Source organism: Pseudomonas sp. PDM31, from assembly GCF_019218965.1.
GTDB lineage: Bacteria > Pseudomonadota > Gammaproteobacteria > Pseudomonadales > Pseudomonadaceae > Aquipseudomonas.
This window is the reverse complement of record NZ_JAHUWS010000017.1, coordinates 55280-76935: the sequence shown is the minus strand read 5'-3', so window position 1 is coordinate 76935 and position 21656 is coordinate 55280. Positions and strand designations below refer to the sequence as shown.

The window sequence follows — 21656 nt, the reverse complement described above, 5'->3', positions numbered from 1 at the left end:
TCAGCGGAGCTAGTCATGATTTCTCAACGCAGCGCAGCCTTGTCAGTATCAAATATTCATAAAGCTTTCGGCGCAAGCAAGGTGCTGAACGGAATATCGATGGATGCTCATAAGGGGGACGTAATCTCCATTCTTGGGGCCAGTGGGTCAGGCAAAAGTACGCTGCTTCGTTGTATTAATTTGCTAGAGACACCCGATGAAGGCTCAATCGTGGTAGATGGTGAAACCATCGAAATGAAGCGACGCGGTGATGGAGGCCAGTCGCCGCGCCATGCTCGGCAGGTCGAAAAGATTCGCAGCAAGTTAGGCATGGTTTTTCAGAGTTTTAATCTCTGGTCGCATATGACCGTTTTGCAGAACGTTATCGAAGGCCCCCTACACGTGCTGAAGCACTCACGTTCGGAATGTATAGAGGAGGCTCACAGATTGTTGCACAAGGTGGGGCTTTATGATCGGCGCGACTCTTATCCAGGACACCTTTCTGGTGGCCAGCAACAGCGGGTGGCGATCGCGCGGGCATTGGCTATGAATCCCCAGGTGATGCTGTTCGACGAACCTACCTCTGCACTCGACCCAGAGCTGGTAGGGGAGGTACTACGGGTAATGCGGTCGTTAGCGGAAGAAGGGCGCACGATGCTGGTGGTGACGCATGAAATGGGTTTCGCACGTAATGTCTCGAATCGTGTGTTGTTTATGCAAGACGGCAAGATCGACTGCCAAGGTACCCCGGCCGAGCTGTTCGAAGGGGTGCCAACGGATCGTTTTCGTCAGTTCATATCCAGTCATCAAGAGCGCAGCGCTGGTTAATCGCTGAGATGGTTCAATTCTGGGCAGTTCCAGCACGATCGAGCTAGGTGAAACCACAGCCAAATCCGTAGGAGCGGCTGTCGTAGATGTAGTAGTGCCTCACGGGTCAGTGGCGACGAGTCCCTTATCAGGAATGCTCGGAGTGGCTATTGCCGAGATTGGTGCGCGCTTCATGCAGAATATTGAGCGGCGTTTGGCGATACCGCCGCTCTGGCCCCCTGCCAGGCGTGAGTATGCGAATTGATACAAGCTGCCAAATCAGGCTGTCCCTTCGTCGTGAATGTATAATTTTATGCTTGCAAAGGTGGTATAGATAGTTACAATTCATTCAAGTGGCTTTCGCTCGTAAAACGCTACACATAAGAATAATTTTTGGAGCGCACGATCTATGCTCGCCTCAACCGCTGACCGTCTACGCCTTCGCATTGGCGTCGATTCTGGAGGCACCTTCACAGACATTTGCCTGTTTGATGAAATCAAAGGCGAAATCTCTGTCTGGAAGGTGAGCAGCACCCCTCAGGACCCCTCCAAGGGCATCGCGATCGCAGTCGAACAAGGGTTGCAAGAAGCATCACTGGTTTCCGGTCACGCTGCGGATGTCCATTACTTTGGTCATGGTACGACAGTCGCGACCAATGCTCTCATCGTGGGAAGAGGCGCGGAAACGGGTCTTATTACGACAGCAGGTTTTCGCGATATTCTTGAGTTGCGGCGTCAGAAACGGGACTCGCTCTACGACTTGCAGACAGAAAAGCCAAAGCCCATTGTTTCACGCGATAAGTGCTTTGAGGTGGGCGAGCGGATCTTGTTTGATGGAGCTGTCTTCCAAGAGTTGGATGAAGATGCTGTTCGTGCTGTTGCGCGGAAGCTGCGCGATAAGGGCGTTCGGTCAATCGCGATCTGCTTTCTGTTCAGCTACGTCAATCCAGAACATGAACTGCGCGCCAGAAGAATCGTCGAAGAAGAGATTCCTGGTGCCTACATCACCCTCTCGCACGAAGTGGCGCGGGAGTTCCGTGAATATGAACGGTTTTCCACTACCGTTGTGAATGCTTACCTTGGGCCGGTCATCAATGACTATCTACAACGCCTGAAGCCGAGACTTGACGAGATCGGCGTCGCATCACCAGTACATCTTACTCAATCCAATGGCGGGATTATTTCATCCGAATCTGCTCAGCGTTTTCCGGCCAGGACTGTGCTTTCAGGTCCAGCCGCGGGCGTGATGGGTACTATTGCCATCGCGGAAACAGCTGGGTTCGATAATCTGATTACGTTCGACATGGGGGGCACCTCAACGGACGTATCGCTTATCAAAGACGGTACTCCGAGCATTTCGAACCTGGCTGTCGTTCATGGCCACTCGCTTAAGCTTCCTATGCTCGATATCAACACCGTTGGTGCTGGTGGAGGCTCAATTGCATATGTGGATGCAGGTGGCCTTTTGCAAGTTGGGCCGCGTAGTGCTGCTGCAGACCCCGGACCTATCTGCTTTGACCGCGGAAACGACGATGAGCCGACTGTGACCGACGCAAACGTCGTCCTCCAAATTCTGAACCCGATTGCTTTGCTCAATGGACGTCTAGGTGTCAATCAGGCGAAAGCCAAAGTGGCTATTGCGAGACTTGGAGAGCGGCTCGGATTGGGCGTAATGGAAACTGCGCAAGGTATTATCAGCGTGGTGATTGCCAACATGGCAAAGGCTATCCGAGTGGTATCTGTTGAGCGCGGACACGACCCTCGCGACTATGCAATGTTTGCCTTCGGTGGTGCCGGCCCCATCCATGCCTCGCGATTGGCACGTGCGCTCGATATGCCGAAAATTGTCATTCCCAAGTATCCAGGGGTTATGTGTGCGCTGGGATTGTTGTTGACCGATCTGCGCACGTCCACATCATTGACGCGCCTGCTTCCTCTCAAAGAAAGCAGCTGCATAAGCCTGGAAGCAGGTTTCGCAGAGTTAGAAGAAAATATTGCCTGCTGGTTTGAAGAAGAGGAGATTGAAGGGGAGCGCCGTAGCCTCGAACGCTCCCTGGACATGCGCTACGGAGGTCAAGGTTTTGAGTTAGCCGTACCTTGCCCGGTAGGTAAATTTGACTGCGACACGATTGAGACGTTACGCCGAGCATTTGAGGATGCCCACCTTCTCGCCTACGGATACATCGCGACGACAGAGCCAGTCCAAGTGACAACACTTCGGGTTGCTGCTGTGGGGCGAGTAGAAAAAGCAAAATTTCAAGCCCAGCCGGTAGCGCTCTCTAGAGTTGAAGATGCTGTCGATGAGGTTCGGGACGTTTGGATTCCTGAATCCGGAGGGTTTACGTTGTGTCCCCTGTACGCCAGAGAGAAGCTGGGACCAGGACATGTCATTGACGGTCCCGCGATTATCAATCAAATGGACTCAACGACGCTGGTTCTTCCCGGCCAGATTGCGAGTGTCGATTCTTACCTCAATCTGATTATCGAGGAGCGTGTATGAACCTCAATAAATCGACATCTGTCTTGCAGTCGGAAAATCAGTACGCTGTGAAGCTTGATCCAGTTACCGTTGCCGTCATTGGGAGTGCGCTTTCAACCATTGCGGAAGAGATGGGTAAGGCAATTATTCGATCTGCATACTCTACGAACATCAAGGAACGTCAGGACTGCTCAGCCGCGCTGTTCGACACAGCCGGGAACACAATTGCCCAAGCTGAGCACATTCCTATTCACCTGGGTTCACTGCTGGGTATCGTCGCATACGTGCTTGAACACCACGATATGTCAACAGTTCGTCCAGGTGATGTATTCATAGGTAATGATGCGTACACGGGGGGTGGGACGCATCTGAATGATATTGTCTTGATGGAGCCGGTGTTCATCGAGGACGAAATGGTTGGATGGGTTGCCAACCTCGCTCACCATTCGGATTTTGTGGATCGCGGTCACGCTCACATCTTTCAGGAGGGGCTTCGTATCCCTCCGGTGCGACTTTACAAAGAAGGGACCCTCCAAGATGACGTGATGGATCTCATTCTGCTCAATTGCCAAGTGCCCCATGAGCGTAAAAGTGACTTCCGCGCTCAGATGGCTGCCAATCGCCTTGGTGTCCAACGCTTACAGGATCTGTGCAAACGCTATGGCAGTAAACTTGTTGCTGAAGTTTCTAAAGAGATTCTGAACTATACGGAACGTCGAACACGTGCTGGTATTGCTCAGATTCCAGATGGCGTATATGAGTTTCAGCATGAGTTTGACACGAATCTGATTGACGAAATATTGGACCTGAAGGTGCGAGCTACTGTCCAGGGAGACGACTTGTTCCTTGAGTTTCCGGATGCTCCGGCCCAAGTCCGTGCACCTATCAACATGGTGTTTACCGCCCTTCAGGCAACGGTCTTTTTTGCAGTCAAAGCATTGATCGATCCTGAAATCCCGGCGAACTCGGGATTTCAAAGGCCAATCCACATTTCGGCTCCTGTGGGAAGTGTGTTGAATTCGACAGCGCCTGCCGCTGTTTATAGTCGAACTGATATCGCCATGCGTCTGGTGGACATGATTTTCGCTGCTTTTTCCCCGGTGTTGCCGGAGCGTATAGCTGCCGCATCTACGGGAGGCATTCTGCTTACAACCAGTGGCCTGCATCCACGAACCGGTAAATTCTATGTATATAACGAAATGCAGGGCGGCGGAATGGGAGCGCGCGCAGGTAAAGATGGGCTTGATGGAGTCCAGGTTAATACAACTAACACTGCGAACTTACCCATTGAAGCACTAGAGACGGAACACCCGGTTATGGTCGAGTGCTATGAGCTTATGCAGGACTCGGGAGGCCCCGGAAAATTTCGCGGCGGAATGACGATGAGACGGCGCGTGAGGGTGCTGGATCATGTTGCGAACATTTCCGCTGGTGGTACGAATACCCAGTTGCCTCCGTACGGTCTTTTCAGTGGACATAGCGGTGCTCCCGCCCGGGTCGAGATGCCAGACGGCGCTCCACCACTCGATCGCCGTAAGAGTGTGCTTCAGGCAGGTCAAGCAGTGGGAATGGTTGCAGCAGGAGGAGGTGGTTTCGGTGATCCGAGACTTCGGTCGCGCGAATTGGTGATCCGCGACCTGAAGGAAGAACGGATTTCAGAGGCTGCTGCCAGAGACATCTATGGGCTAGAAATCTAGCCTCTCAGGTGCGCCGCGTCATCGCGTCCAATGCGCGAAGACAAATTAGCAAATCCGGTCATCTAACAGGACATAACCGCCATGAACGAAGTTAGCTTTTTAGAGGTCGTTGGGTTCGGCCCAAACGGCTGGGGTATGACTCTACTGCACGGCGCAGCAGTGACGCTCGCTGTGGCCATTTGCGGGATGCTGCTTGGCATGGTTGTTGGCACATTCGGGGCTTGGGCCAAAGTGTCCAATCGTAGGCCTTTTTCAGACATTGCGGGAGCCTACACTACTGTAATTCGCGGTCTACCGGACTTGCTGATTATCTATGTAATTTACTTTGGCGGTAGCGCGGTTCTCACTTGGTTCCAACCTCTGTTTGGTTCGTCCGGCTTCGCCAGCTTTCCTGCTTTCTTGGCCGGTACTATTGCGATCGCAGTCACATCGGGTGCGCAAGGGACCGAAGTGTTGAGAGGCGGGTTTAACGCAGTCTATAAAGGCGAAATCGAAGCTGCCGTCGCATGCGGTATGCCGCGGTATTTGCGCTTTCGAAGAATCGTGGCGCCATTAACGTTACGACATGCGCTACCAGGGTTAGGTAACGTCTGGCTCAGCGCTTTGAAGGAGTCCTCTCTGCTATCAGTGACAGGGTTGGCTGAACTGATGCGACAAGCTCAGGTAGGCGCCGGCTCTACTCGGTTACCGTTTGATTTTTACCTGGCAGCTGCGCTGATTTACTTCATCCTGTGTACGGGATCGACATTAGCGATTCAGCGTGTTGAGCGACGCCACTCACTTAACCTGTTAGGGAGAGCGTGATGGACTTCCAGTTTATCTATGAAACATTCATTCAGTTGTTACCTGGGCTACCACTTACGATTGGGCTTGCTGTTATCAGTGTTGTTTTGGGTGGGCTCCTAGGTTTTGTAGTTGCTCTATTAGGTCTCTCCTCTTTTAGGTTGGTGAGAGCTGTTGCATGGTTCTATGTTCAGCTATTTCGAAGCGTTCCCCTACTGGTTCTACTATTTATAATTTACTATGGGGTAAGCCAGTTCGCGGTTGTTCGCGAGAGTGTGTTTTGGCCATTTCTTCGTGAGCCATTTTGGTGCGTTCTTTTGGCTCTGACGATTAATACCTCTCCATATGCTGCGGAAATTATTCGTGGGGGATTGAAATCTGTAAGTCGCGGAGAGCTTGAAGCTGCATCCGCTTGCGGAATGTCTCGGTTAATGAGGATGCGGAGGATCATCGCTCCGCTCGCAATGAGGCAAGCACTTCCTGCTTATGGAAATGAACTCATAGCTATGGTGAAAGCGACAGCCCTTGCGTCCCTGGTGACACTTATGGATGTCACAGGTATAGCTACTACAATTGCTTCGCAGACATATCGGCCGATTGAAGTATATGTATCTGCAGGGATAATTTACTTCGCTATGAGCTACATGATGACGCGCGTAGTTCGTTGGACTGAATATAAGCTGAGCGCTAATTTGCGGCCGCCAGTTTTTGAACATTCTCCAAGTATCAAGGAGAAAATAGCATGAGTAACGTATATGATCTCCTCCCACCTGCTGCGGTGGAGTTGACGGATATTCGTAAGCAATATGGAAGCTTAGAGGTATTAAAAGGCATCTCGCTCCAAGCGCGGGAGGGCGAGGTAGTCTCAATACTTGGTTCCTCCGGGTCGGGAAAGTCGACGCTACTCCGCTGTATAAATTTACTTGAAACTCCGGATGCGGGAAGTATTGTGGTTGCTGGTGAGCGCCTGGATATTTCATTTCGTGGGGGTAGTGCGCCGAGGAAATATAATAATAAACAGGTAGAAAGGATTCGCTCAAAGGTTGGGATGGTATTTCAAAGCTTCAACCTTTGGTCGCACAAAACAGTACTCGAGAATATTATCGAGGCTCCTATGTACGTACAGCGCCGTCCAAAAAAAGAGTGTTTGGAGGAGGCGAGGGAGCTGCTTGATAAAGTCGGCATATCAAACAAAGAAAACGCCTACCCGGCACACCTATCTGGAGGCCAACAGCAACGCGTTGCCATCGCGCGTGCACTGGCAATGCGTCCAGCTTTGATGTTGTTTGACGAACCAACCTCAGCTCTAGATCCAGAGATGGTCGGTGAGGTGCTGAGGGTCATGAAGAGTTTGGCGAAGGAGGGCCGGACGATGCTTGTAGTTACCCATGAAATGGGCTTTGCTCGGGAGGCGTCTAGCCGAGTGGTTTTTATGGATCAAGGTTTAGTGAAGGACGAGGGAACCCCGGATGAAATATTCGGTGGGACGCGTTCTGTTCGACTCAAACAATTTCTTGCTGGATAAGTTTGATAGTTGTAAAACACCCCTGGTACTACTCTAAGAAGGCTAAAATAATGACAAAATCTTTTCCTGGATGTGCACGCCTGGTACTTGCTACGTCGATATTGGCAGCAACGTTGGGCGCAAGTTTCGGAGTTGCTGCGGAAGACGCGCCTCCGAAGGAAATCCGAATCGTGACAGAGGGTGGCTTTGTTCCCTGGAATTACACTAAGCCTGATGGGACACTTGCTGGGTTTGAGATTGATCTCGCGAACGATCTCTGTAATCGCATGAAGGTGAAGTGTACATTTGCAGCTCAATCGTTTGATAGCATGATTTCTGCACTGAATGCCGGTAAATTTGATGCCATTATCAATGATATGGCGATCACTCCTAAGCGCGAACTGGTTATTGATTTTTCCATTCCTTATGCAGCCTTGTGTTATACGTTTGGCACTCTGAAGGGCGGTGATTTGGCAGCTAAGTTGCCAGCGGATGATAGGAAGATATCTCTAATGGATGAGGCCCTTTCTACAAAAGCCCTAGATGAGGTTAAAATTGCGCTAAGCGGGAAAACGGTAGGTACACTCTCCTCTGGTACCTCGGTAGAGTTTGCTAGTCACTACTTGAAGGGTGTATCCGTCAGGCAATACAAAAGCCCAGAAGCGCGAGACTTGGATATGCTAGCGGGTCGGGTGGATGCCGTGATTGGTGCTAAAGACTCTTTGTTGGGCACCGCCGCGAAACCCGGTAACGAGGGCATGGTGCTCGCTGGTCCGTGCTTCCACGGAGGCGTGGTAGGGAAAGGTGCCGGAATTGGGCTGCGTAAAGGTGACACGCAGCTTAAAGCAATGTTTGACAAAGCGATTAAAGAAGCACGAGCGGACGGTACAATCAAAAGACTATCGGAGCAAACGTTCCATATGGACGTGACACCGATCGATTGACTTTTACATCTGCTCTAGCCTGTTGGTGTTGATTGAAAGCTGGGCATTACTGACTTAAAATTTAGAGGTTGATTGCTGATTATTACTTAAATTATGTTGAAGTTAATCAGTGGTGTCCCGCTGATACAGGCACTAAGCCCTGCCGCATGTTGGTATGCGGCAGGGTATTTTTAAAGTAAATCACAACAGCTCTCATTTTTTCAGCTGTAGCCAGATATACCGGTTACTCCACAGTTTTTATGCTTGCCCGACCGTAGTAAAAGTCTCGTCATAACAAGGGCCTTCCGTATAATTGTCCGTTGGAGGGTGCCGAGGCGATTCAAGTCGCGTATGGCATCTCTTACAAGATCTCATTGTAAGTCCTTGAGGCGGTTACCAAACTCGGCGTCGATTCAGGACTAAGGTGCAATCGTCGAGGTGCCTTCGGGCTCAGTTGTTCACCTAACTCAAGGAAGCGCGAACACGCAGCTTTCTGCAAAGTTTATTGGCACGCGATGCTGGTTGAACTGCCCATTTTTGCTTGTCTTTTGCGAGGTTATCGTAAAGTGCGATGCTGTTTGGATACTGCTGTTGATCGCGTTTCAACCCCCGTGCTGGCCCATCGCAGTTTGTTTGCCGAGCGTGCGTTGTTGCCCGATGGTTGGCACGACAATGTTCTGCTGCGCTGGGATGAGACTGGCGATCTGACCGAGATAAATGTTGATGCTGTCCGCAGCCAGGACACGCCCCTTGCAAGGGGGTTAGTAGTCAGCGGCATGCCGAATCTGCATTCTCATGCGTTCCAGCGTGCCATGGCCGGACTGACAGAAACCATGGGCGATCCATCTGACTCGTTCTGGAGTTGGCGCACATTAATGTATCGGTTTGCCCAGCGTCTGCAGCCGCAGCATATGCAGGCCATCGCCCGCCATCTCTACATCGAGATGCTCAAGGCCGGTTACACGTCGGTGTGTGAATTTCACTACGTGCACCACGATGCCGACGGACGACCTTATGATAATCCAGCAGAACTTGCGCAGCGTATCGTCATCGCGGCGCAGGAGGTTGGTATTGGAATTACGTTGTTGCCGGTTCTCTATCAGTACAGCGGTTTTGGTCAGGTCGAGCCCCTGGCCCACCAACGGCGTTTCATCTCTTCTCCAGAGTGGATTCTTGATCTGCGCCAGCGACTGAAAGCATCTATGCCCGAACACGCCAATCTGCGCTATGGCGTGGCACCGCACTCTTTGCGCGCTGTGTCTGAAGTGTCGCTAAAGGCGTTACTCGACGGTCTGAACGACGATGACGCGCAAGCGCCGATCCACATTCATATCGCCGAGCAAACCCAGGAAGTCGATGACTGCATTGTGACCCTCGGTCAGCGTCCGGTTGAATGGTTGCTCGCGCGCCAACCTGTGGACAGCCGCTGGTGCCTGGTGCATGCCACGCACATGATCGACACTGAATACAGCAACCTCGCTCGTAGTGGTGCTACGGCAGGCCTGTGCCCCACGACCGAGGCTAACCTGGGCGACGGTCTATTCGATGCCCCTCGGTACCTAGCCGCTAACGGTCGCTGGGGGATTGGCTCTGATAGCAATATCACCGTTAATCCTTGGTCCGAACTGCGTCTACTTGAATATGGCCAGCGCTTACTGCACCGACGCCGCAACGTACTGGCCGAGGTCAAGGCGCCAGTAATCGCCGACCGGTTGTTCAGTCAGGCGGTGATTGGCGGTGCCGCAGCAACCGGCCGGCGCGTAGCGGGGTTGGCTGTGGGGCAGCGCGCAGACTTTGTTGTGATCGACAGTGATGCGCCTAATGTCGACCAGAACAATCAGCGACAACTGCTCTCTGCGCTGGTGTTTTGTGAGCATGGCGGTAATCCGGTTCGCGACGTTTTCGTCGGCGGAAAAAAAATCATCGATAACGGCCAACACGCTCTGCAGGTTAACGCTCTGTACGACTATCGCGCTGCCCTTGCCGTATTGTTGAAGGAGGCTGTATGAGTGACGACGTGGTATTCACCTTGCAACAGGGTTTCGGTCCACTGTTGATCTCAATGCCGCACGTGGGAATCCATCTACCGGACGATCTGTGTCACCGATTCAGCCCTGTCGGGCTTGCCGTCGACGACACGGACTGGCATATCGACTCGCTATACGACTTTGCTATCGCCTTGGGCGCATCAGTCCTACGGCCGGTGTATTCGCGATATGTAATCGACCTCAATCGGCCGGCCGATGGTGAAAACCTGTACCCCGGCCAGAACACTACCGGCCTGTGTCCGCTCACCACATTCGACGGCGTGCCCCTGTACCTTGAAGGACAGGCACCAAATGAGGCGGAAATAGCACATCGCCTTATTTGTTATTGGCACCCATACCATCAAGCTTTGCAGGCAGAGCTCGATCGTATCAAAGCCGCCTATGGCTATGCATTGCTTTGGGATGCCCATTCGATTCGATCGGTTATCCCCCATCTATTCGACGGAGAACTGCCGGTGTTCAACTTTGGAACGGCAAACTCGACCTCATGCGCGGCTGGCATCGCTGAGGCTCTACTGGCCTCTGCCAAGGATGCTGCGCCGAACATGTCTGCGGTGTTGAACGGCCGCTTCAAGGGGGGGCATATCACTCGCACTTACGGCAAGCCTGAACAACAAGTCCACGCGATTCAACTTGAGTTGGCGCAGCGTAGCTACATGCAGGAGGTAGCACCCTATGCGCTTAACGAGAAGTTGGCTGCTCAGTTGAAACCGGTGCTGGCGGCGCTAGTTGGGCAGTTCATGGGGTTCAAGCCCGGCTAATTCTCACCTGTTGGTGACAAGGCGCGTTGCAATGGTTAGGTATACAGCCGCTGAGCGGGCAATGATTATGCGCCTTGCAGGCGCCCTAAAGTGTCCGGTACAGCGCTCCACCGCTCGGCTGTCGGCTTTCGGTTATCGCCTGGGATAACTGCTTCATAAATAGAGAGAGATACATGAGTCAGTTGAACGTTTTGCGCGCGGCTAATTATCCGCGTATGCCCTGGAAAAACGGCGGTGGCAGCACGAAAGAAATTGCCCGCGATGCCGGTGACGACTTGGACAGCTTCGGCTGGCGCCTGTCGATTGCCGATATTGGTGAGTCAGGCGGGTTTTCTACCTTCGCTGGTTATCAGCGGGTCATCACGGTGCTGCAGGGCCAGGGCATGATGTTGCTGGTCGATGGCCAGGATACGCGGCTACTGTTACCACTGGACTCGTTTACCTTCAGTGGCGAGTGCCTGGTTTATTGCGCATTATTCGGCGGGCCGATTCTTGACTTCAATCTGATCTATGCACCAGAGCGCTTCAGCGCCAGGTTGCAATGGCTTGAGGGTAAGCAGCGTTTTTTCAGTTCGGCGAGTTCGGTGCTGATCTTCAGTGTCGCTGAACAGGTACAGATCAAGTTGGGTGATAGCACGGATGAAGTGCTGGGTCGGCATGATTGTCTACAATTTAGCAGTAATGTCGAATTGCAAGAAATATCTGTCAATGGTCAGTGTTGTGTAATAGAGCTGACCCCACGCTGATTCACTGTTGCTAGGGGATGTCGTGATTGAAATGGTTAATTGGGTGGTAGTGATGAAATGCCGATAAAACCCTCACAATCATCAACAATTATTTGTAGGGAAAAGACCTATCCCCTGCGCCAGGACGCTATCGTCGATGACGCGATTAACCACGCGCCTAACTCGACCAAGAATAAGCATTAATAACGTGCGTCATCGCAATAGACGATAATGGCGTTAGCTGGAGAGTGCCTATACGACTCAGGCCGATCATTGTACCTAATACAATGTCTTATAATAAAGTCAAGAGGCAACGGTTGAGCACGCCGGGAAATATAGGCATCAGCGTATAAACACCTTTCTGCGCATAGATGACCGGTCTCCTGCTTCTAGGCGAGCTTCCCCACCGTCCGGCATAGCATCGCACATCGCTTCCAGCAGAACTGTAACTAGAAAAGCGCTAGATACGCTTGAGTCGAAAACCAACGACGAACAAATCTGGGTTGAAATATTGAAATCTGGAATGAGTCCTTGAGTTGGAAATCCTGGATCGGAAACCACAGCAAGACCAAGGCCGAGCTGCCTAGCAAATTGAAGCGCTTGTATTGTTTCGCGAGGGTACAATGGCATGGCAAAAGCAAGAATACATGTTGCGCCAGCACCTTTTGCCTGCTCAATCAGGTCCTCGGCAAGCGATCCGCCATTAGTAATGAGGCGTACATCCGGGTGGACTTTAGCTGCAAAATAGGCAAACTGAGTTGCAAGCCCCGCTGATGCACGTAGTCCTAAAACCACTAGTGGAGTTGATTCGGCAAGCGCGCTTCCAAACTCCCTTATACGAGTCATATCCTCAAGTTGCTCTGACAACTCCATGATATTGCGCGCTTCTGCTGCCGCGGCGGCCTGATACTTGTTGGCATTACGGGTGTTACTGTCTGCTGTTGGGGTAGGTTCAGTGAGAGAGCGAAGAGCACGGCGCATCTCTTGAAATCCGTCGAACCCCAATGCCACTGCAAAGCGAGACACTGATGGCTGACTTACATTTGCCAGTTGGGCCAACTCCATACTGGTCAGATAACCTATGTCGGTTGCATGCTGCACCAGAATCTGCGTGATTCGGCGGTGAGCAGGAGTTAAGCGCCGACCCTCAAGCCTTCGTTCAAGCTCGTTACGCAGTAACGTAGGATCAGCGGACGCTTGAGGTCCAGGCGCATCAGACTTTTTTTTCGGGTTACGAGCTCTGACGGCCAAGGTTATCTCCAAGTTTGAGAGTAAATATTAGCAAGCTTGGCATGTTACTCGCTGGCAAAGCAAGATCGGTATCGTATGTACAGGGTAACAAGGCAATCAGACTTGGTATGTTGCAAAATTGTGCCCCGACTTCACCATAGCATCATGCGAGGTGAAGGACGGGGCGCTACGTGCGATCAATGGGCAAGGATCGCATCGCCTATTACTGAATGTAAATCTTCACGCTTTAACCAAGATTCCTGCGATCGCTGCAACCTCTTCGGGCTGGCGGTGAGGGAAGGCAACGCCCAAATTCCATGGAAAAATGAAGTGGATCCAGCGGTGCATACGGATCACGTAGGTCATCATCGAGCCGGTGAGCTGGACGTATTCTTCTTTGGTTTCCAAGGTGTCGAGAGCATCGCTAAACATCTGCCCGATCTCGTGCATGTTCGTCAGACCCAAGTCGGTCATGAACTCGAACACGTTAAACGTACCGGTCAGAAACTCACGAGTCATCTTAATGAGCGTCGGAAGCTCTACATCCGGATACTGGGAAACTTTGAGAAAGCGATAGGTTACGTCTGCGCCTACCAACATCAAATAAGCTTCGAGGTGGACCAAGACGCTGAAAGATTGTTGGCCACTGCCGGCGCCGCTATCGATGATGCCCCAGCGGATCTTCTGAATTTCTTCAGGTTCTGACAGCCATACGCGTTCGACTTGGCGATCGATTTCTGCTTTGGCTTCGCGCCAGTTACCTTCAAATTTCTTAATACCGGACATTATGAAGCCCTCCGAACGGTGATGTTGATGACACTCCGGCGCGGCTCGGTGATCGTCTGTGCGAAGACAAACTCGCCGAGTTTCTCCAGTGCTGGCAGGTCACTATCGAGAACTTGCCCGAATTTGTTGACCAACGCGCTTTCAGTGATGGCGCCATAGGTCAGGCAAATTGTTTGGCCTGGAGCGTACAGATACACAGCGCCGGGCGAGCGTTTCACCATATTCGACTTGCCCAAATGAACGATCTTGGTTGGCATCCAAATGGCTTCGCCAGAAATGACGACGTGACCCAGCACGGTATCAAGTGGCAGTTGCTCAAGAACCTGTGCGATGACGTCAGGGTTTTCTTGGTTAAGCAGTTGGACACGGAACTTGATGTCCGGGCCCGGCGCGTGAAACTCGAGCAGGTTGGTTGACATGTGAACTCCATCGTTCTGAAAGTTTTTATTTGTGTTGCGAGACAAAGAATAAAACATTTCATTCATCTGTGCAATGAATCGGACGAATGGAGGTTTTTGCGGGGACTGCTCAGACGTTTTTTCAGGCTGAAACCCTTGTTTTGCTGGCTTCTGTGAGTGGTTTTGACAATTTCTCACTTGATGTTGAATGAAAAAATACATTCATGTATATTTCGTCCATCGTTCATTCGTCATTCATTCATTGGAGAAATCGGCATGATTAAGCTAACGCCTGGCAAACTCACCTTGAGCCAGCTGCGCCGTATTGCGCGTGAAAACGTCTCTCTCGAACTCGACCCGGCCAGCTTCGACGCTATCGAGGCAGGTGCTCGTACCGTTCAAGCAATTGTTGCCAAAGGGGCGCCTGCGTACGGCATCAACACAGGTTTTGGTTTGCTGGCAAGCACGCACATTCCTAGCGACCAGCTTGAGTTGCTCCAGAAAAATCTGGTGCTGTCTCACTCGGTGGGTGTGGGTGAGCCAATGCCGCGACCGGTGGTTCGCCTTTTGATCGCGCTCAAATTGTCTAGCCTTGGTCGTGGCAACTCTGGTATCCGTCTGGAAGTGATGGAAGCCATGGTCAAGCTCTTCAATGCTGACGTGCTTCCTGTAATTCCTGTGAAAGGCTCCGTAGGCGCCTCTGGTGACCTGGCTCCTCTTGCCCACATGTCAGCCACGCTGATCGGATTCGGTGAGGTGCATGTGAAGGGGGAGCGTATGAGCGCTCTCGATGGATTGAAACTCGTAGGGCTTGATCCGCTTATATTGCAAGCTAAGGAAGGGCTCGCGCTGCTTAACGGAACCCAAGCATCCGCTGCTCTCGCGATACAAAATCTGTTTGCGATTGAGGACCTATTCAACACCGCTCTCGTTGCAGGTGCGCTGTCGGTCGATGCTGCGTTGGGTTCAGTTGCACCTTTTGATCACCGTATTCATGCGCTTCGAGGCCATCAAGGTCAGATTGATGCTGCCGCAGCCTACCGGACTCTTCTTAAGGGCTCTGAGATTAACCTGTCACATGCTGATTGCGAGAAAGTGCAAGACCCGTACAGCCTGCGGTGTCAGCCTCAAGTTATGGGGGCTTGCCTCGATCAGATTCGGCATGCCGCCAACATACTGCTGATTGAAGCGAACGCCGTTTCTGACAATCCGCTGATCTTTCCAGAAACTGGAGAGGTTATCTCAGGAGGTAATTTCCACGCTGAGCCAGTGGCTTTTGCTGCGGATAACCTGGCTATCGCTGCCTGTGAAATCGGATCGATTGCTGAGCGTCGTATTGCACTTTTGATTGATGCAACGCTTTCTCGCCTGCCTCCATTCCTGGTCAAAGATGGCGGTATCAATTCTGGGTTCATGATTGCTCATGTTACTGCTGCCGCACTTGCCTCAGAAAACAAGTCACTTGCGCATCCAGCTTCTGTTGATTCAATCCCTACCTCTGCCAACCAGGAGGACCATGTTTCCATGGCGACCTACGCCGCCCGCCGCTTGACCGATATTGCAGATAATGTTGCGCATATTCTGGCTATCGAGTTTTTGGCTGCGGCTCAGGGCGTAGACTTGCGTGCTCCGAATAAGACCAGTCCAACACTCCAATTGACGATGGAAACAATCCGCCAGAAAGTTACTCACTACGATGCTGATAGGTACTTTGCGCCGGATCTTTTGGCTGCTTATACCCTAGTGCGAAGCGGCAATTTTGCGAAGTATTCGCCGTTCGCATTTGCTTCGATGCAGTAAGTATATAGACAATATAAGGCTGTCGTGTGGCGGGCGACAGCTAAATTGTTGTAGTTGTATAGGGTTGATGAATTCTTGAGGAGGCAGAGGTCTTCCGTAACTCGCCATATTAAGTTGATTAATTGATCTGCCGGTCGCCTGGAAAATATGATTTGTTTTGCGGATGTTGGCGTGAAGATTTGACAGCTTCCACATGCTCGTAAGTAGACGTGCGCAATGCACTCAAACGCGTATAAGTTTTAACTGGTTATGGCCTGAGCGTTAAATTTTATCAGTAGGGCTGATATACAGAGCTACTGATAAAAGAGTTTTTTCGTGAAAGTCGGACTGCGTTTTTATGCCAATTGGCGTGGGCGCGCTATCGGGCTTTTCCGGATGGAGTTTACACCCAAGAACCAGGAAGGTTGGCTGTCTACTGTGCGAGATGTCCACAGAGTTTTGTGCTGCACGAATAATAACTACTCAGTAAAAATAAAAACAATTTTGTTTGTGTCGTAACTTAAGAGAGGTAGGTTATGAAAGTGTTAATGGCTATATTTTTGGCGGCAATACTGGTTTTCGGGAGTGCATCCACTTTTGCTTCGGATATTTCGGAGTCTGACTTCGTCAAGAAAAGCACGCTCAGCATACTTAACCGAAATTACTACTATGATCGTGACTTTTCAGGTGAAAATGTCAAGCAGAGCCAGCGCCGTGAGTGGGCACAGGGTGCGATTGCTAAGTTCAGTTCCGGGTATACTCCTGGAACCGTTGGCTTCGGAGTAGACGCAATCGGCATGTTCGGCCTGAAACTTGATAGCAGTTCCGATCGAATCGGTACTGGCCTTCTTGCAAGCTCAGGAAAGGGAATACCTGGGGTTGACGAAGCTCAAGATCAATACTCCAAGGCAGTAGGTGCTGTTAAGGTAAAAGTGTCAAATAGTGTTCTAAAAATAGGTGGTCAGATCGTCAAAAACCCTGTGGTCTCACTCGGAGATTCTCGGTTGCTCCCCGAAACAGTAGACGGTGTGACATTTAGTAGTACAGACATTTCAAAACTTCTCTTCGAAGCGGGTCACTTAACTTCCCTGCGACGTAGGGATCAGACTGATCGGGCATCGGGACCTTTGCAAGAGGCTGATTACGTAGGCGGTAAGTACGATTTTACCAAAGATCTCAGTGCCTCTCTATATTCATCCAGCATACAGAATTACTGGGATAACCGTTTCATCGGTATTAACTGGTTACATAGCTTGGATGCTAAACAGGCAGTGGGCCTGCAATACAATGCGTATCAGCAGAAAAGTATCGGTGATGAGCTCGGCGGAGATTTGGATAACTATGTTTTCAGTCTTCAAGGCAGCTACTCCTATCTTGGTAGTACCTTTACTGTAGCGAATCAGCAGGTCAGTGGTCGAGGCCCGCATCAATACCTTATTGATGGAACAAGTACTTTGTACTTGTCTAACTTTATTCAGGTCATGGATGCCGTCAATGAAGACGAAAATTCTTGGAAGTTACAATATGACCTTAATTTTGCGCAATTAGGTTTGCCGGGTCTTACATTTACCACCGTCTATGCTATGGGTGATAACATAAAAGTAGGCAAAACTGTCAGTGACGGCAAGGAGTGGGAGACTGACTTTATGGTGCGTTATGTTGTGCAGTCCGGTCGTGCTAAGGGGCTGAGTACTCAAGTTAAAGCCGCCAGCTATCGTAGTGATTTCAAGCCAGACGTTCATGAGCTACGGCTTGTTACAGAGTATCCACTTAACATATTTTAATTGCGTGTAAGGCTTCGAGAGCTGCTCCGCTTGTCTCGAAGTATCATTTGCCGCCCTTTTGGGGCGGTTTTTTTTTAATGCTCAGTAGTGGTTAGTCCCTTGGTTTATAAGTGCATGGCTTTCCTAGTTGGTTAGCCTGCGGCTCGTTATATCTGGCTTGTTACCTGGTTGTCTGATGAAGGTAGTGGCTGCGGTAAAACATATTCAATTGCATTTAAATGCTCTCAAAATTCGAGGTGGAAGATGGCTAAGGCTGCAGATGTTGTAGTGCAATGCTTAGAGAATGAAGGAGTTGAATATGTGTTTGGCATTCCAGGTGAGGAAAATCTGGATCTGCTGGAGTCACTAAGATGCTCAACCATCAAATTGGTACTCACACGCCACGAACAGTCCGCCGGATTTATGGCTTCTACATATGGTCGTCTCACGGGTAAGACAGGTGTCAGTCTCGCTACGCTAGGCCCCGGTGCAACGAATTTGGTGACCGCCAGTGCTTACGCCTATCTGGGGGGGATGCCTATGCTCATGATTACCGGGCAGAAGCCCATTAAAAAGTCTAAACAGGGGCGTTTCCAGATCCTCGATGTGGTTGGGATGATGCGGCCGGTTACAAAATACACGCACCAATTAGCTTCTGCGGACAACATCCCTTCTCGAGTACGTGAAGCTTTCCGCCTTGCTGAAGAAGAGAAGCCGGGCGCTGTGCATCTCGAGCTCCCGGAAGATATTGCAGCCGAGCATACGGACAACCGACCAATCCAACCCAGTTTGCATCGCCGTCCGGTTGCCGAGCAAAAAGCTATTGCTGCCGCTGTCTGCAAGCTCAAGGCGGCACACAGCCCAATCTTGGTTATCGGAGCTGGTGCTAACCGTAAGATCACCGCTAAGGTCCTCAGGCAGTTGATCGATAAGACTGGAATACCGTTCGTAACCACTCAAATGGGGAAGGGTGTAGTGGACGAGCGCCATCCCCGTTTCCTTGGGAACGCTGCTCTGTCGGCGGGTGACTTCGTACATCGCGGTCTAGAGGCTGCTGATTTGATCGTCAATATCGGGCACGACGTAATTGAAAAACCACCTTTTTTTATGGTTCGTGGCGGTACGGACGTTATTCATATCAACTTCCGATCTGCCGAAGTTGATCCTGTGTATTTTCCACAAATCGAAGTGGTGGGTGATATCGCCAACGCGATCTGGCAGATCAGCGAAGCACTGGAGCCGCAGTCTCATTGGAATTTCAATCGGCTGATGACTATTCGTGAGGCTAATGAGGTCCAAGTGGCCGAAGGAGCTGATGACGATCGCTTCCCAATTTATCCCCAGCGCCTGGTAGCTGATGTTCGGCGTGCTCTGCCATCTGAGGGTATCGTCGCCTTGGATAACGGGATCTACAAATTGTGGTTCGCGCGCAACTATAAGGCTCATAAACCTAACACGGTTCTGTTGGATAATGCCCTTGCGACTATGGGTGCGGGGCTGCCGTCTGCCATGGCTGCCCACTTGGTCTACCCTGATCGCCCAGTCGTGGCGGTCTGTGGTGATGGTGGTTTCATGATGAATAGCCAAGAGCTTGAAACCGCCGTTCGCTTGAAGATGAATTTGACTATCATCATCCTACGCGATGATGGGTACGGCATGATCCGGTGGAAACAGGCAAATATGGGGTTCACAGATTTTGGTCTGGATTACGGAAATCCTGATTTCGTGATGTATGCCCAAAGCTATGGCGCCAATGGGTATCTGATTCACTCTGCAGAATCGTTTTTACCATTGTTGAAGAAGTGCATTCGCGAGCCAGGAGTTCATGTGATCGATTGCCCGATAGATTATTCCGAGAATGACTTCATTCTTAATGGAGAACTCAAACGTCGTAGTGCGCTTGTGTAATTGAAGTAAGGTGACCTCTTTGTGGTTGCAGTTTTCTTAGCGGAAGTGTCGCCGCCTTGTTATAAAGTTGAGTGGTCGATAGATGTACTGTGCGATTTCTAGTTTTCCTTGTGAGCTAAGTGCCAGGGTCGCGCATTCAGAACTTATACGGATAAATAGCGACTACTTGCATGTGTTGCACATGGAAGGGGGTCTATAAGATGGATGATGTGAATACTGTACAGGTTATCGCCGTAACCGGCGGAAAGGGCGGCGTTGGCAAGACGACTGTGGCTGTGAATCTTTCATTGGCGCTAGCGAAGCTTGGAAGAAGAGTTGTATTGCTTGATGGCGATCTTGGCTTGGGGAATATTGATGTTCTGTTAGGGCTTTCCCTAAAGTACACACTTGCCGATTTAATTGACGGTCGCTGTGAGTTATCCGAAGTGCTTTTGGGTGGTCCGGGTGGCGTGCGAATCGTTCCCGCAGCTTCAGGCTTCCCGAACATGGCGCATTTGTCACCGGCTCAGCACGCAGGCCTGATCCAGGCTTTCAGTGAAATCAGTGATAGTCTCGATGTGCTGGTGATTGACACAGCTGCGGGCATCGGCTCGTCGGTGGTTAGTCTCGTCCGGGCGGCCCAAGAAGCCCTTCTGGTGGTCTGCGACGAACCGACCTCGATCACCGATGCCTATGCACTGATTAAACTGTTGAATCGTGATTACGGAATGGACCGTTTCCGGATCCTAGTCAATATGGCGCATAACTCGCAGGAAGGTCGCGCCCTTTTCGTTAAATTGACCAAGATTACCGATCACTTCCTCGACATAGCACTGCAGTATGCGGGAGCTGTACCGTACGATGAATGTGCGCGTAGGGCAGCGCAGAGTCAGCGAGCAGTTTATGAATACTATCCGCGCTCCAAGTGTGCCCAAGCATTTCATAATATCGCTGTAAAGGTCAGCACTTGGCCTTTGGCAACTATCCCTAGAGGCCATATAGAGTTCTTCGTTGAGCAACTCGTCAAAAAAACGAGAGGATGACATCTCTTTCCGGGCCGTATTCGAATCGTCGCACCGCAGTTCCTACAGGTTTTCGTTGATCCCTGAAGAACCGTTTCATTTGCTCAGCGCATGCTCGGCCCGCACCGAATTCATGAACGCCTGCATCGCCGAGGATTGAATGCGATGGCGCCTGGTGATCAAACCATACGGCGGCAAGCGTGCTTCGAACTTGATCGGCAGCACCGCCAGCAAATCACGGCCAGGATAATCCTCGACCACCGACACCGGCGTGACACCGAGCATGTCGGTCTGCTGGATCAATGAGAGCAGGGTCATGATCGAGGTGGTTTCGACGATGCTGCTGGGAATATCGACCCGCGCATTGTGGAACACCTGATTGATGATCGCGCGCATCGGGCTGGGTTGTTGTTGCAGCACCCAGGTCATGTTTTGCAGTTCGGCCCAACTCAATTGAGTCGCTTTCGCCAGTGGATTGTGCGCGCCGGAAATCACGCACAAGGCTTCTTCGCCGAGGCTGTCGAAGAGCAATTCTTCGGCCCGGGCACCCGCCGGAATCCGCCCCAACACGATATCCAGTTGATCCTGCAGCAATGCTTGTACCAGCACGTCGCTGGTGTCGACCTGAATGCTCATGGACAGACGCGGATGGCTTTGTTTCAAGGTGGCGATGGTACGCGTGAGCAACCCTGAAGCCAGGGCTGGAATTGCCCCGACCGCGACGCGGCCGAGGTTGCCGGACTGCAGGGCGACCAGTTCTTCACGCATGCCGCTGAGTTCGGCGAACACCATGCGTGCGTAGTAAATGACCGTCTCGCCGAATGGGGTGGAGCGCATGCCGCGGGGCAAGCGTTCGAAGAGTTCGACGCCGAGCAAATCCTCGGCTTCGTGCAGCATCTTGGTCGCTGCCGGTTGGGTCATGCCGATGTGGTCGGCGGCGCGGCGCAACGAGCCGAATTCCTGCAGGGCCAGCATCAGCCGCAGTTGGCGCAGACGCAGTCGGCTGTGGATTACGTTGGCATCAGGAATTCGGGTCATGGGCCGCGCTCGCATGAAAGACTGCGGCAAGCCTGACAACAAATGTC

The 21656-nt window shown here is 51.4% G+C and carries 18 protein-coding genes; 14 read left to right on the top strand and 4 right to left on the bottom strand.

Annotation, left to right across the window (positions count from 1 at the left end):
- Positions 1 to 15: 15 nt before the first annotated feature.
- The 10 genes from KW839_RS25805 to KW839_RS25760 all read left to right on the top strand — a co-directional run bounded on the left by KW839_RS25805 (position 16) and on the right by KW839_RS25760 (position 11727).
- Positions 16 to 807: an ABC transporter ATP-binding protein gene (locus KW839_RS25805; RefSeq protein ID WP_218425856.1), complete on the top strand. Its 792-nt coding sequence runs from the start codon at positions 16 to 18 to the stop codon at positions 805 to 807.
- 388 nt (positions 808 to 1195) lie between these two features.
- Positions 1196 to 3286, top strand: a complete 2091-nt coding sequence (locus tag KW839_RS25800) for a hydantoinase/oxoprolinase family protein (protein WP_218425855.1) — start codon at positions 1196 to 1198, stop codon at positions 3284 to 3286.
- Positions 3283 to 4962 (top strand): hydantoinase B/oxoprolinase family protein, encoded by a 1680-nt coding sequence (locus tag KW839_RS25795; RefSeq protein WP_218425854.1) that lies wholly within the window; start codon positions 3283 to 3285, stop codon positions 4960 to 4962. The genes KW839_RS25800 and KW839_RS25795 overlap by 4 nt, the downstream gene beginning before the upstream one ends.
- Before the next feature lie 81 nt (positions 4963 to 5043).
- Positions 5044 to 5766, top strand: coding sequence for an ABC transporter permease (locus KW839_RS25790; protein WP_218425853.1), 723 nt, complete (start codon positions 5044 to 5046; stop codon positions 5764 to 5766).
- Complete coding sequence (locus tag KW839_RS25785) at positions 5766 to 6491, top strand: ABC transporter permease (RefSeq protein WP_218425852.1); 726 nt, start codon at positions 5766 to 5768, stop codon at positions 6489 to 6491. The genes KW839_RS25790 and KW839_RS25785 overlap by 1 nt, the downstream gene beginning before the upstream one ends.
- Entirely contained in the window at positions 6488 to 7270 is a 783-nt protein-coding gene (locus tag KW839_RS25780; RefSeq protein WP_218425851.1) for an ABC transporter ATP-binding protein, read from the top strand. The genes KW839_RS25785 and KW839_RS25780 overlap by 4 nt, the downstream gene beginning before the upstream one ends.
- 50 nt (positions 7271 to 7320) lie before the next feature.
- A complete protein-coding gene (locus tag KW839_RS25775; protein WP_218425850.1) occupies positions 7321 to 8193 on the top strand; it encodes a transporter substrate-binding domain-containing protein in 873 nt (290 codons plus the stop codon).
- A 494-nt stretch (positions 8194 to 8687) separates the two neighbouring features.
- The gene (locus KW839_RS25770) at positions 8688 to 10181 is read left to right on the top strand and encodes a formimidoylglutamate deiminase (protein WP_218425849.1); all 1494 of its coding nucleotides are present in this window, start codon (positions 8688 to 8690) and stop codon (positions 10179 to 10181) included.
- Positions 10178 to 10981: an N-formylglutamate deformylase gene (gene hutG, locus KW839_RS25765; protein WP_218425848.1), complete on the top strand. Its 804-nt coding sequence runs from the start codon at positions 10178 to 10180 to the stop codon at positions 10979 to 10981. The genes KW839_RS25770 and hutG overlap by 4 nt, the downstream gene beginning before the upstream one ends.
- A 173-nt stretch (positions 10982 to 11154) precedes the next feature.
- Positions 11155 to 11727 carry a HutD family protein gene (locus tag KW839_RS25760; protein WP_218425847.1) on the top strand — a complete coding sequence of 191 codons (573 nt, stop codon included), beginning with the start codon at positions 11155 to 11157 and terminating at the stop codon, positions 11725 to 11727.
- A 321-nt stretch (positions 11728 to 12048) separates the two neighbouring features.
- On the opposite strand, the gene KW839_RS25755 is transcribed toward KW839_RS25760, so the two are convergent.
- From KW839_RS25755 to KW839_RS25745, 3 genes are all read right to left on the bottom strand, one after another.
- Positions 12049 to 12957, bottom strand: coding sequence for a MurR/RpiR family transcriptional regulator (locus KW839_RS25755; protein WP_218425846.1), 909 nt, complete (start codon positions 12955 to 12957; stop codon positions 12049 to 12051).
- Between the two features lie 219 nt (positions 12958 to 13176).
- Positions 13177 to 13722: a hypothetical protein gene (locus KW839_RS25750; protein ID WP_218425845.1), complete on the bottom strand. Its 546-nt coding sequence runs from the start codon at positions 13720 to 13722 to the stop codon at positions 13177 to 13179.
- Complete coding sequence (locus KW839_RS25745) at positions 13722 to 14141, bottom strand: hypothetical protein (protein WP_218425844.1); 420 nt, start codon at positions 14139 to 14141, stop codon at positions 13722 to 13724. Before KW839_RS25745 ends, KW839_RS25750 begins: the two co-directional genes overlap by 1 nt.
- Positions 14142 to 14396: 255 nt before the next feature.
- On the opposite strand from KW839_RS25745, the gene hutH reads away from it, so the two are divergent.
- The 4 genes from hutH to KW839_RS25725 all read left to right on the top strand — a co-directional run bounded on the left by hutH (position 14397) and on the right by KW839_RS25725 (position 20592).
- The gene (gene hutH, locus KW839_RS25740; protein WP_218425843.1) at positions 14397 to 15920 is read left to right on the top strand and encodes a histidine ammonia-lyase; all 1524 of its coding nucleotides are present in this window, start codon (positions 14397 to 14399) and stop codon (positions 15918 to 15920) included.
- Between the two features lie 515 nt (positions 15921 to 16435).
- Positions 16436 to 17683: an OprD family outer membrane porin gene (locus KW839_RS25735; RefSeq protein WP_256352840.1), complete on the top strand. Its 1248-nt coding sequence runs from the start codon at positions 16436 to 16438 to the stop codon at positions 17681 to 17683.
- Between the two features lie 243 nt (positions 17684 to 17926).
- Positions 17927 to 19570: an acetolactate synthase large subunit gene (locus tag KW839_RS25730; RefSeq protein WP_218425842.1), complete on the top strand. Its 1644-nt coding sequence runs from the start codon at positions 17927 to 17929 to the stop codon at positions 19568 to 19570.
- Between the two features lie 200 nt (positions 19571 to 19770).
- Entirely contained in the window at positions 19771 to 20592 is an 822-nt protein-coding gene (locus tag KW839_RS25725; RefSeq protein ID WP_218425841.1) for a MinD/ParA family protein, read from the top strand.
- Between the two features lie 75 nt (positions 20593 to 20667).
- On the opposite strand, the gene KW839_RS25720 is transcribed toward KW839_RS25725, so the two are convergent.
- Complete coding sequence (locus KW839_RS25720; protein WP_060541289.1) at positions 20668 to 21609, bottom strand: LysR family transcriptional regulator; 942 nt, start codon at positions 21607 to 21609, stop codon at positions 20668 to 20670.
- Positions 21610 to 21656 lie beyond the last annotated feature (47 nt).